Source organism: Enterobacter cloacae complex sp. AR_0002, from assembly GCF_001922365.1.
Taxonomy (GTDB): domain Bacteria; phylum Pseudomonadota; class Gammaproteobacteria; order Enterobacterales; family Enterobacteriaceae; genus Enterobacter; species Enterobacter hormaechei_C.
Map to the genome: position 1 here is coordinate 3,745,000 of NZ_CP018814.1, position 12,343 is coordinate 3,757,342.

At 58.4% G+C, this 12,343-nt stretch carries 11 protein-coding genes; 6 read left to right on the forward strand and 5 right to left on the reverse strand.

What is annotated here, in order from left to right:
• Positions 1 to 5: 5 nt before the first annotated feature.
• Complete coding sequence (fdnG, locus tag AM329_RS18555; RefSeq protein WP_086623598.1) at positions 6 to 3,056, reverse strand: formate dehydrogenase-N subunit alpha; 3,051 nt, start codon at positions 3,054 to 3,056, stop codon at positions 6 to 8.
• A gap of 371 nt (positions 3,057 to 3,427) precedes the next feature.
• On the opposite strand from fdnG, the gene fdhD reads away from it, so the two are divergent.
• Together fdhD and AM329_RS18570 are read left to right on the forward strand one after the other, a co-directional pair.
• Positions 3,428 to 4,264 carry a formate dehydrogenase accessory sulfurtransferase FdhD gene (gene fdhD / locus AM329_RS18565; protein WP_075155268.1) on the forward strand — a complete coding sequence of 279 codons (837 nt, stop codon included), beginning with the start codon at positions 3,428 to 3,430 and terminating at the stop codon, positions 4,262 to 4,264.
• Between the two features lie 114 nt (positions 4,265 to 4,378).
• A complete protein-coding gene (locus AM329_RS18570) occupies positions 4,379 to 4,591 on the forward strand; it encodes a DUF1471 domain-containing protein (protein ID WP_003861966.1) in 213 nt (70 codons plus the stop codon).
• A 39-nt stretch (positions 4,592 to 4,630) separates the two neighbouring features.
• Here the strand turns inward: AM329_RS18570 and AM329_RS18575 are convergent, their stop codons facing one another.
• Entirely contained in the window at positions 4,631 to 4,954 is a 324-nt protein-coding gene (locus tag AM329_RS18575) for an AzlD domain-containing protein (protein ID WP_003861969.1), read from the reverse strand.
• The gene (locus AM329_RS18580) at positions 4,954 to 5,613 is read right to left on the reverse strand and encodes an AzlC family ABC transporter permease (protein WP_022652076.1); all 660 of its coding nucleotides are present in this window, start codon (positions 5,611 to 5,613) and stop codon (positions 4,954 to 4,956) included. Before AM329_RS18580 ends, AM329_RS18575 begins: the two co-directional genes overlap by 1 nt.
• A gap of 103 nt (positions 5,614 to 5,716) precedes the next feature.
• On the opposite strand from AM329_RS18580, the gene AM329_RS18585 reads away from it, so the two are divergent.
• From AM329_RS18585 to AM329_RS18600, 4 genes are all read left to right on the forward strand, one after another.
• Positions 5,717 to 6,265: a helix-turn-helix domain-containing protein gene (locus AM329_RS18585; RefSeq protein ID WP_003861973.1), complete on the forward strand. Its 549-nt coding sequence runs from the start codon at positions 5,717 to 5,719 to the stop codon at positions 6,263 to 6,265.
• Between the two features lie 17 nt (positions 6,266 to 6,282).
• Positions 6,283 to 7,278, forward strand: coding sequence for a LacI family DNA-binding transcriptional regulator (locus AM329_RS18590; protein ID WP_003861974.1), 996 nt, complete (start codon positions 6,283 to 6,285; stop codon positions 7,276 to 7,278).
• A 105-nt stretch (positions 7,279 to 7,383) separates the two neighbouring features.
• Complete coding sequence (locus AM329_RS18595; protein WP_032608117.1) at positions 7,384 to 9,507, forward strand: alpha-galactosidase; 2,124 nt, start codon at positions 7,384 to 7,386, stop codon at positions 9,505 to 9,507.
• A 44-nt stretch (positions 9,508 to 9,551) separates the two neighbouring features.
• Entirely contained in the window at positions 9,552 to 10,829 is a 1,278-nt protein-coding gene (locus tag AM329_RS18600) for an MFS transporter (RefSeq protein ID WP_003861977.1), read from the forward strand.
• Here the strand turns inward: AM329_RS18600 and rhaM are convergent.
• Together rhaM and fucO are read right to left on the reverse strand one after the other, a co-directional pair.
• On the reverse strand, positions 10,817 to 11,131 hold the full coding sequence (gene rhaM / locus AM329_RS18605) for an L-rhamnose mutarotase (RefSeq protein ID WP_022652074.1): 315 nt from the start codon (positions 11,129 to 11,131) through the stop codon (positions 10,817 to 10,819). The two genes, AM329_RS18600 and rhaM, sit on opposite strands and share 13 nt — an antisense overlap.
• Positions 11,128 to 12,276 (reverse strand): lactaldehyde reductase, encoded by a 1,149-nt coding sequence (gene fucO / locus AM329_RS18610; RefSeq protein ID WP_022652073.1) that lies wholly within the window; start codon positions 12,274 to 12,276, stop codon positions 11,128 to 11,130. Before fucO ends, rhaM begins: the two co-directional genes overlap by 4 nt.
• Between the last annotated feature and the right edge of the window lie 67 nt (positions 12,277 to 12,343).

Consider the following 12,343-nt stretch of genomic DNA (forward strand, 5'->3'; position numbering starts at 1 on the left):
CTCCGTTACACCTTTTCCACGTTCACGAGGAAGGCCTTAAACTCCGGCGTCTGCGTGTTCGCATCACCGACGAACGGCGTCAGGGTGTTCGCAATGAACCCTTTCTTCGCCACGCCCTCATAACCCCAGTGAATCGGGATGCCGATGGTATCCACCTGCTGACCGTGAACGTTCAGCGTGCGAATACGCTTGGTCACCACCGCCTTGGCTTTGATGTAGCCGCGGTTAGAGGAGACCTTCACGGTATCGCCATGGGCAATGCCGAGTTTGTTCGCCAGCTTCTCGCCGATCTCCACAAACTGTTCCGGCTGCGCGATGGCATTCAGCAGCGCGTGCTTGGTCCAGTAGTGGAAGTGCTCGGTCAGACGGTAAGTGGTGCCGACATACGGGAACTTGTCCTTTTTACCCAGCGCTTCAAAATCGCTCTTGAAGATACGGGCTGCCGGGTTAGAGACCACGTTCGGGTGCAGCGGGTTAGTACCCAGCGGCGTCTCAAACGGCTCGTAGTGTTCCGGGAATGGCCCTTCCGCCATCTTATCGATAGCAAACAGACGGCCCATCCCTTCAGGCTGCATGATAAACGGCCCGACATCGCTGCCTGGTGCGGCAGTGCTGTAGTCCGGAATATCCACGCCGCCCCATTTCGCGCCGTCCCACTTCAGAAGCTGACGCTTCGGATCCCACGGGTTGCCCTGCGGATCAGCGGAGGCACGGTTATAGAGGATGCGGCGGTTAAGCGGCCACGCCCATGCCCAGCCCAGCGTATTACCGAGGCCCGACGGGTCGGCGTTATCGCGGTTGGCCATCTGGTTGCCTTTCGGCGTCCAGCTCCCGGCAAAGATCCAGCAGCCGCTTGACGTCGTACCGTCATCGCGCAGGTGCGCGAAGGTGCTGAGCTGATCGCCTTTCTTCGCCAGCACCGCACCGGTCGCCGGGTCGATAACGTCCGCCAGCGCTTTACCGTTGCTCTCCATGGCCACTTCTTCCGGCGCTGGGTTTTCCGGCGTCGAGTAGTTCCAGGTCATGTTCAGTACCGGCTCAGGCGTTGCGCCGCCCTCAGAGGCGTACATCTTACGCAGGCGTAAGAAGATGCCGGCCAGGATCTCGCCGTCATTCAGGGCGATGCCCGGGGCGTCTGCGCCTTTCCAGTGCCACTGCAACCAGCGGCCGGAGTTGACGATAGACCCGTTCTCTTCCGCGAAGCAGGTGGACGGCAGACGGAACACTTCGGTCTGAATCTTCGACGGATCGACGTCGTTCGACTCACCGTGGTTCTGCCAGAACGTCGACGTTTCGGTATTGAGCGGGTCAATCGTCACCAGGAACTTCAGCTTCGACAGAGACTCGACAACCTTGTTCTTGTTCGGGAACGACGCCACCGGGTTAAAGCCCTGGCAGATATAGCCGTTGACCTGGCCCTGGTGCATCATTTCGAAGTACTGAAGTACGTCGTAACCTTTGTCCCACTTCGGCAGCCAGTCAAAGCCCCAGCTGTTTTCCGCCGTCGCCTTGTCGCCGTAGAAGGCTTTCATCAGCGAGACGAAGAACTTCGGATAGTTGCCCCAGTAGTTCACCTGGCCTTCGAGCAGCGGTTTTGGCGTGCTGGCCGTCAGGTAGGTTTGCAGGTCAGTCTGTTTCTCGCTCGGCAGGTTCATGTAACCCGTCAGGCTCTGAGACAGCAGGCCGAGGTCGGTCAGACCCTGAATGTTGGAGTGACCGCGCAGGGCGTTCACGCCGCCGCCTGCCATCCCCATGTTGCCGAGGAGCAGCTGAACCATCGCCATGGTGCGGATGTTCTGCGCGCCGATGGAGTGCTGCGTCCAGCCGAGCGCATACAGGAACGACGCGGTTTTATCTTTCGCGCTGGTTTCCGCAATCAACTCGCACACCTTCAGGAAATCCGCTTTCGGCGTCCCACAGATGTTTTCGACAACCTCCGGCGTATAGCGGGAAACGTGCTCTTTCAGCAGGTTCCACACGCAGCGGGGGTGTTGCAGGGTGGTGTCGCGCTTCGCAAAGCCGTTTTCGTCCAGCTCGTAGTTCCAGCTGGTTTTATCGTATTTGCGTTTTTCGGCGTCATAACCGCTGAACAGGCCATCGTCGAAGCTGTAATCCTCACGCACGATCAGGCTGGCGTTGGTATAGGCTTCGGTGTACTCGCGGTTATATTTTTCGTTGGTCATCAGGTACAGCAGTACGCCTGACAGGAAAGTGATGTCAGTACCTGAACGAATCGGGGTGTAGAAATCCGCCACTGACGCTGTACGCGTAAAGCGGGGATCGATCACAATCAGCTTCGCGCCGTTGTGGATTTTGGCTTCCATCGCCCAGCGGAACCCGACAGGGTGCGCTTCAGCGGCGTTACCGCCCATCACCACAATAAGGTTGGCGTTCTTGATGTCGACCCAGTGGTTGGTCATCGCACCGCGACCAAATGTTGGAGCAAGACTTGCTACCGTTGGTCCGTGTCAGACACGCGCCTGGTTGTCGACCGCGAGCATACCGAGTGCGCGCGTAAATTTCTGGGTTAAATAGCCGGTTTCGTTACTGGACGCTGAAGCACACAGCATGCCGGTGGAGAGCCAACGGTTAACGGTGGTGCCTTCGGCATTCTTCGCGATAAAGTTGGCATCGCGGTCTTCTTTCATCAGCTTAGCGATGCGATCGAACGCTTCTTCCCAGCTGATTTGCTGCCATTTGTCAGAGCCGGGAGCGCGATACTCAGGAAACTTCAGGCGGCTTTCGGAGTGGATAAAATCTACCAGACCGGCCCCTTTCGGACAGAGTGCACCACGGTTTACCGGGTGATCCGGATCGCCTTCGATGTGGAAAATAGATGCTTTGGCGTTTTTCGCACCGTCGCCGAGGCTATACATTAACAGCCCACAGCCGACGGAGCAGTACGTACAGGTGTTACGGGTTTCGCGGGTGCGCAGCAGTTTATACTGCCGTGTTTCCGCCAGCGCTACACCGGGCGCAAAGCCCAGTGCCGCCGCCGTGGTGCCTGCCATACCGCCAGCGCAGATCTTAAAGAACTGCCTTCTGCTGACCTGCATGGGTCACTCCTTGGTTCATTACGACATTGCTATGTAGTTTTACTCTGCGGTTGAGAATTAACCGCAAAGGAGAAAAATTTGCGTTAATCCCTCATTTCTCCGAGGGATAAGCCCAGAATACCACAATGTCGGTACGCCTGTTCCAACGGGGTTAAAACAAAGTGAACGTATTATCACGGCATTGATTATAAAATGTGATATCAATCACATTTTACCCTGTGCATGTTAAAGAGGTGTAGCAGGTGATCGGTTGCACCCCTCCGTATTGAGTAGGAGAATGGTTGCTGAAAAGTTGATCCATACTATGCGTAAGGCCTGCCGTTTGTGTTGCAATAGCAGGCTCACTTCCGTGGTTGTTCAGGAATACCGTTGTGTCTAAACAAAACCGTGTTGCCCACGCGTCGCCACTGCCTGCGGGTATTGTGGAACTGTCGGTACACAGACCGCCTCACATTTCACATGCCACGCCGGATTTTCTGGCGGAAGAGGTCCCCGTTGCCCTGGTTTACAACGGTATTTCGCATGTGGTGATGATGGCCTCGCCGAAAGATCTGGAGCTGTTCGCCATAGGTTTTTCCCTCTCGGAAGGCATCATTGCGCATCCGCAGGAGATCTACGGCATGGATGTGGTTCATGCCTGTAATGGTCTTGAAGTGCAAATCGAACTCTCCAGCCGCCGCTTTATGGGGCTGAAAGAGCGCCGCCGGGCGCTGGCCGGACGTACCGGCTGCGGCGTGTGCGGCGTTGAACAGCTTAACGATATCGGCAAACCCATTATCCCGCTGCCGTTCACCCAGACGTTCAATCTGGCGCACCTTGATCGGGCGCTTGAGCACCTGAACGACGTGCAACCCATCGGTCAGCTCAGCGGCTGTACCCACGCGGCGGCATGGATATTGCCGTCAGGCAACATTGCCGACGGTCATGAAGATGTGGGCCGCCACGTCGCGCTGGATAAGCTTTTAGGTCGCCGCGCTCGGGAAAGCAACGTCTGGCAGCAGGGCGCGGCGTTAGTCTCCAGCCGCGCCAGCTATGAGATGGTGCAAAAGTCCGCCATGTGCGGCGTGGAAATTCTGTTTGCGGTGTCAGCGGCAACCACGCTGGCGGTGGAAGTGGCGGAGCGCTGCAACCTGACGCTGGTGGGGTTCTGCAAGCCGGGTAGAGCAACTATTTACACCCATCCGCAGCGATTGATAGTTGATCAGTAATTTTGAATGAGTATAGCAAATCCTTCCGCTTTTAGTTGTTCATGATGAGGTCTAATATTTATCTCATCAAGGCACAGCGCCTTATCTAAACAACTTAACGAAAGGGTTTATCTCATGAAAAGCATCAAAACTTTTGTCGCAGTAATCGCTCTGGCTACCTCTTTTGGTTCTTTCGCTGCGCAGACAGTGACCGCATCCGCCTCTACCCTGGATGGTGCAGAAGCTAAAATCGCTGCACAGGCTCAGGAAGCGGGCGCGTCATCCTACAAAATTACCCAGGCATTCACCGGTAACCGCGTACACATGACCGCTGAACTGAACAAATAATTCCGCTATACCGTCGAAAGAGCGCCCCTGGGGCGCTTTTTAGTTTATGCCTGCCAGACGCAGCAGTGCGGTCACCACCGCCGCCGCGACGATCACCACAATTAACGGCATTTTGCGCCAGGCCAGAAACACCGCGAACCCCACGCCCAGCACACGTGCCATCCCGGCAAAATGGTCCCCTTCATAAAACGTTGTCGCCAACGCGACGGAGAACAGCAAAACGGTAGCCGCGTCTGAAAGCAGCGCCTGCGACCGTTCTGAAAGCGCCAGCCGGTTGCCAAGCTTCGCTCCGCCAAGACGCATCAGATAGGTTCCGGCAGAAAGAATGGCGATGCCGAGAATAAAGACCGTCATGTTTTCCATTATTTTTTCCTCGCGGCAAGGCCGAGCAAAGAGAGCAGTACCGGCAGACCCACCGGCGCAAACGGTACGGCGGCCAGCGACAACACTGCGCCGCTACAGGCGCGGATCAGCGTGGTACGGTTTTTAAATGCCGGCACCACTAACGCCAGCAGGATCGCCGGGAACACCGCGTCCAGCCCGATGGTTTCCGGGTCTGGCAGCAGCTTGCCGACCATCGCCCCCAGTACCGCCCCCAGCGGCCAGATAATTGCCACGCCCAGGCCGCACAGCCAGTAGGCCGCTTTACGCTGCTCGGCGGTTTTTTGCGAAAGGCCGAACACCACGCTTTCATCGTTCATAATATGACAGCCCAGAAAGCTCAGGCCGCGCTTGCCCACCAGGTCACGCACCGTTACGCCGAACGGCACATGGCGCGCGTTTACCAGTAAACCGGCCGCGGCCGCTGCCAGCGGATTGCCGCCGCTTGCCACGATGCCAATAAACATAAACTCGGATGCGCCTGCCAGCACCGTGAGGGAGAGGACAAACGGCACCCACAGCGGGAAACCGTAGGCCATCGCTAGTGAGCCATAAGACATGCCGACTACGCCCACCGCGAGGCAGACCAGGACGATCGCTTTTATCGTGTCGCCTTTCAGACAGGAGAGGTGTTTCTTCATACCATTTTAGCCATATCGAACGTATTTCCATTATAATGAACGCATCAAAATCGTTTTACAAGGCGAACGATTCGTTCGTTATAGAGAGAAAGAGGCCGTTTTTATGACGCAGCCAATCAGCGTGATCGCCAAAAGCCTGGTACGAGAACGCCTGCGAACCGGGCTCTCACTGGCGGAAATTGCCCGCCGTGCCGGGATCGCCAAATCCACGCTTTCACAACTGGAGTCTGGCAACGGCAATCCTAGCCTGGAAACGCTGTGGTCGCTTTGCGTGGCGCTGGATATTCCGTTTGCCCGGTTACTGGAGCCGCAGCAACCCGTCACGCAGGTGATCCGCCGCGGCGAGGGCACAAAAGTCGTCGCCGGGCAGGCGAACTACGAGGCGATTTTGCTCGCGGCGTGTCCGCCGGGCGCGCGTCGTGATATCTATCTGCTGCTGACTCAGCCGGGGGCAGACCGTATTTCCCAGCCCCATCCGCCTGGTTCGGTTGAGCATATTATCGTGACCCAGGGGCGGGCGATGGTCGGTCTGATCGACGCGGCGGAAGAACTCGGCCCGGGAGATTACATTTGCTACCCCGCTGACCAGCCGCATATCTTTAAGGCGCTGGAGCCCGATACGCACGCGCTGCTGGTGGCGGAACAAAACTAAAGAAGATACGGAAAATCATGTCGCTTAAAGCCATTGCCAAAGAACTGGGGCTGTCTGTTACCACCGTCAGCCGCGCCCTCAACGGATATGACGACGTTTCTGCTGAGACGCGCGCCCGCGTGGAAGCGGAGGCCCAGCGCCGTGGCTACCGACCAAATACCTTTGCCCGTCGCCTGAAGATGGGCAAAATCGACGCCGTCGGGCTGGTGTTCCCGGTCCATCCTGTTCCGCTCAATAACAGCGTATTTATGGACATGGTCGGCGAAATTAGCCACGAACTGGCGCGACATGAAATCGATTTGTTGCTGATTGCCGATGACGATCTGGCCGATAAACACAGCTATATGCGCATGGTGCAGAGCCGACGCGTGGATGCGCTGATAGTGGCGCATACGCTGGATCACGATCCGCGTCTTGAGCAGCTTCAGGCCGCCGGGTTCCCGTTCCTGGCGCTCGGCCGCAGCCAGCTTCCGCAGCCGTACGCGTGGTTCGATTTCGACAACTATGCCGGTACGTATCAGGCCACCCGCTGGCTGATCGAGAAAGGCCATCAGCGCATTGCGCTGCTGGGCGAAAGCAACAACCAGGCATTCATCACCCAGCGCCGCCAGGGCTACCTGGACGCGCTGCGGGAAGCCGGACTTTCCAGCGAATGGCTGCGCGCCATGCCTCCTTCGCGCCGCGTGGGTTATGCCACCACGCAAGAACTTCTCTCCCTGCCGCAGCCGCCCACGGCCATCATTACCGACTGCAACACCCACGGCGACGGCGCAGCGATGGCCCTGGCGCAGATGGGACGCTTAACCGGTGAAAATGCCGTCTCGCTGGTGGTCTATGACGGCTTACCGCAGGACAGCATTGTCGATATCGACGTCGCGGCGGTGATCCAGTCTACCCGTCAAGGCGTCGGGAAACAGATTGCCGATATGGTGCGCCAGCTGATTAACGGCGACGACATTGACACCCTTCAGGTGCTCTGGCAGCCAGAATTCTCCCCAGGCCAGACGGCCTAATCACACGAAAAATTCCAAACCCGATCACAGATCCGAAACGTTTTGGTTTGTATCCGAAACGTTTCGGATCAAAACTCAGGACATCCCGATGACAGGAGATGTCCGATGCAAGATGCCATTTTTCGACTTGAAAGCAATACGGTTGACGTGGTGCTAAAAACCCACCCGTTCGCCGAAATTCTCTACTGGGGGCCGCACCTTCAGCACTTCTCGCCGCAGGATGTCCTGAGTATTGCGCGCCCGGTTGCTAACGGCAGGCTGGACGTCGACTCCCCCGTCACGCTGATGGCAGAGCTGGGGCATGGGCTGTTTGGCTCGCCGGGCATCGAGGGGCATCGCCAGGGGCTGGACGGATCGCCGGTATTTAAAACCACGCAGGTGCAGCAGGCGTTAAACGCCCTGACAATCACTGCTGAAGACGAGCATGCAGGCTTGCGCCTGACCAGTGAAATAACGCTGGATGCCAGCGGCGTACTGGTGGTGCGCCATGGGTTAACCAACCTGAAAACGCTGGCGTGGCAGGTGGATCGCTTTGCCGTGACGCTGCCGGTGGCCGAACGCGCGCAGGAGGTGATGGCCTTCCACGGACGATGGATCAGGGAGTTTCAGCCGCACCGCGTTACGCTTGAGCACGACAGCTTCGTGATTGAAAACCGTCGGGGTAAAACCTCCCACGAACATTTCCCGGCACTGATTTCAGGTACGCCGTCATTCAGTGAAATGCACGGCCACGTCTGGGGTGTGCATCTGGGCTGGAGCGGCAACCACCGCCTGCGCGCAGAGGCGAAAACCGATGGCCGCCGCTATATGCAGGCCGAAGCGCTCTACCTGCCGGGTGAAATGGCGATTGAAGAGGGGGAAACGCTCTGGACGCCGCGCCTGTATGCCAGCCACTCCCCGCACGGGCTGAACGGCATGAGCCAGCAGTTCCACCGCTACCTGCGCGATAACGTTATCCGCTTCCCGGAAGATAAACCGCGCCCGGTGCATCTCAACACCTGGGAGGGGATCTACTTCGACCACGATCCGGACTACATCATGCGCATGGCCGACGAGGCCGCAGCGCTGGGCGTGGAGCGCTTTATCATTGACGACGGCTGGTTCAAAGGCCGCAACGACGACCACGCCGCGCTGGGCGACTGGTATCTGGACGAGAAAAAATACCCGAACGGCCTTAAGCCGGTAATCGATCACGTTAAACAGCTCGGCATGGAGTTTGGTATCTGGGTTGAGCCGGAGATGATTAACCCGGATTCCGATCTGTACCGCGCGCACCCTGACTGGGTGCTGGCGCTGCCGGGCTACGCCCAGGCGACCGGGCGACATCAGCTGGTGCTCAATCTTAATATTCCGCAGGCCTTTGATTATCTGGTCGAGCGCATGAGCTGGCTGCTGGGCGAACACGCGGTCGACTACGTGAAATGGGACATGAACCGCGAGCTGGTGCAGCCAGGGCACAAGGGCAAAGCCGCCGCCGATGCCCAGACGCGCCAGTTTTATCGCCTGCTGGACGTGCTGGGCGAGCGTTTCCCGCACATTGAGTTTGAATCCTGCTCCTCCGGCGGCGGGCGAATCGATTATGAAGTGCTGACCCGCTGCCACCGCTTCTGGGCGTCCGACAATAACGACGCGCTGGAGCGCAACACTATCCAGCGCGGCATGAGCTACTTCTTCCCGCCGGAGGTGATGGGGGCGCATATCGGTCATCATAAATGTCACGCTACCTTCCGCCAGCACAGCATTCAGTTCCGCGGGCTGACGGCGCTGTTTGGTCACATGGGGCTGGAGCTGGATCCGCTCACCGTCGACGCGCAGGAGCGTGAAGGCTATCGACATTACGCCGCGCTGTATAAGCGGTGGCGCGGGGTCATTCATCACGGCACCCAGTGGCGCGTGGATATGCCGGACGCCACCACCCTGGCGCAGGGTATAGTGAGCGAAGACAAGACGCAGGGGCTGTTTTTGGTCAGCCAGCTCGCGATGCCGGATTACACCCTGATGATGCCGCTGCGCATGCCGGGGTTAGACGCCAGCGCGCAGTACCGCATCACGCTGCTCGATCACCCGAACATTCAGATTACGGGCGAGGGCGGGCACACCATGCGCAAGCTGCCGGCGTGGATGGACGCGCCGCAAACGGTAAGCGGTGAATGGCTGATGCAGGCGGGTATTGCGCTGCCGATTCTGGATCCGGAAACCACCATTCTGATTGGTGTGGAACGCGTGTAAGGGTGACGGGCCGGGCAACCGGCCCTCCGTTGAGGATAAAAATAATGAACACAACAACCTGTACCCACAAAGACAACCCTAACTTCTGGATCTTCGGGCTGTTCTTCTTTCTCTACTTCTTCATCATGGCCACCTGTTTTCCGTTCCTGCCGATCTGGCTGTCGGACATCATCGGCCTGAACAAAACCCATACGGGGATTGTTTTCTCCTGCATCTCGCTGTCGGCCATTGCCTTCCAGCCGGTGCTGGGGGTCATTTCGGACAAGCTGGGGCTGAAAAAACATTTGCTTTGGATCATTTCGGTGCTGCTGTTCCTGTTCGCGCCGTTCTTCCTGTACGTCTTCGCCCCGCTGCTGAAAACCAATATCTGGCTGGGGGCGCTGAGCGGTGGGTTGTATATCGGCTTTGTCTTCTCAGCGGGTTCGGGGGCGATTGAGGCCTACATTGAACGCGTGAGCCGCAACAGCTTTTTTGAGTACGGCAAGGCGCGCATGTTCGGCTGTCTCGGCTGGGGGCTGTGCGCCTCAACGGGCGGCATCCTGTTCGGCATCGATCCGTCGTATGTTTTCTGGATGGGATCGGCGGCGGCGCTGTTGCTGATGCTGCTGCTGGTGGTCGCGAAACCGAAGCCCAACCAGACGGCGCAGGTCATGAACGCCCTGGGCGCGAACCAGCGGCAGATCACTGCTAAAACCGTGTTCAACCTGTTCCGCCAGCGCAGAATGTGGATGTTCATCCTGTACGTGATTGGCGTGGCCTGCGTATATGACGTCTTCGACCAGCAGTTTGCTACCTTCTTCAAAACCTTCTTCGCCACGCCGCAGGAGGGGACCCGCGCCTTTGGTTTCGCCACCACAGCGGGGGAAATCTGTAACGCGATCATCATGTTCTGCTCGCCGTGGATCATTAACCGCATCGGTGCGAAAAACACGCTGCTGATTGCCGGGGTGATCATGGCGACGCGCATTATCGGATCGTCGTTTGCCACCACCGCCGTGGAGGTGATTGCCCTGAAGATGCTGCACGCGCTGGAAGTCCCGTTCCTGCTGGTGGGGGCATTCAAGTACATCACCGGGGTGTTTGATACGCGCCTGTCGGCCACCATCTACCTGATTGGCTTCCAGTTTGCCAAACAGTCGGCGGCGATCTTCCTCTCCGCCTTTGCCGGAAATATGTATGACCGGGTCGGCTTCCAGGAGACGTATCTGATACTGGGCTGTTTCGTGCTGGCGATCACGGTGGTGTCGGCGTTTACGCTGAGTGGCAGGCGGGAGATTGCTGCTACCGCTGGGGCAGCAGCGTTAACACATCAGTCCAGGTAAAACACCTCGTTCAGCGCCGCACTCACCGGGCTGTTATCCGGGTTAGACGGCATAACGTCAGCCATATGTTTCCACCAGCGCTGGCAGACATCGGTGTTTGCCACCGCATTCCAGCGCTCCTCCGATTCAATCTCCACCGTTGCAAACAGCAGGTTGCGGGCTTTGTCGAGGTAAATGGCGTAGTGGTGCGCACCGTGGGCTTTCAGTACCGCCTCCAGCTCAGGCCAGATCGGGTTGTGGCGACGCGCGTACTCCTCGTGCGCGTCCGGGTTTACCTGCATCACAAACGCTTTGCGGATCATAACGCCTCCAGGTACAGCTCGCGGACCTCATCGCGGCTGGCGGTGCGCGGGTTACACGGCGCGCACGGGTCGGCGAGAGCTTTATCCAGCCAGCCTTCAATATCGGCTTTGGTCACGCCGAGCTGGCTAAATCCGGACGGAATGCCGACCCGGGCGCTCAGGTCGCGAATCGCCTGAATGGCTGACATGCTGGCCGCTTCATCGCTCATGCCGCGCGTGTCAACGCCCATCGCCTGCGCCACGCGGGCAAATCGGGCAACCGCGTTCGGGCGGTTAAAGTTTTCGATGATCGGCAGCAGAATGGCGTTGCACACGCCGTGCGGCAGGTTGTGCGTCGCGCCCGGCTGGTGCGCCAGGGCATGCACCAGCCCCAGACCGGCGCTGTTAAACGCCATGCCCGCCAGATACTGACCAAAAGCCATCTGCTCGCGCGCTTCCAGGTTGTGACCGTCGTCGACCGCTTTCGGCAGCCAGAGGTTGATCAGGCGAATCGCCTCCAGCGCGTTGGCATCGGTCAGCGGGTGCGCGCCGACGGACACGTAAGCTTCAATGGCGTGAGTCAACGCATCCATGCCGGTTGCGGCGGTCACGGAGGCGGGAATATCGAGCATCACGCTGGCATCGTCCACGGCGATATCCGGGATGATGTTCGGGTCGATGATCACCTCTTTCACCTGCCGCGCGGAGTCGATGATCACCGCGTTGCTGGTCATCTCCGCCGCCGTGCCTGCGGTGGTGTTGATCGCCACCAGCGGCACGCCCGCGTTTTTCACCTTGCCGACGCCAGAGTAATCGGTTGACGGACCGGGGTTGGCGGTGAGGATTTTGATTGCCTTGGCGGTATCAATCGGGCTGCCGCCGCCAAAGGCAATCAGGTAATCACACTCCGCATCCTGATATGCCGCATAGCCTTTTTGCACCAGCGCTTCCGTCGGATTCGGGAATACCTCATCGAACAGGTGATACGACATCTGATGGGCGTCGAGCGCGGTAAACAGGCTGTCGAGCAGGCCCAGCTTCACCAGCTGACCGTCGGTGACAATCAGCGCTTTTCCCCACTGTTTGTTTGCCACCAGATTGACCATATCGCCGATCGCGCCCGCGCCGTGCAGGCTGATTTTGGGGAGTGCCAACATAAAGCTCATGATAATTCTCCTTAATTACTGTGAATTTTATGCCCGGCGGCGCTGCGCTTGCGCGGGCCTACGGTTA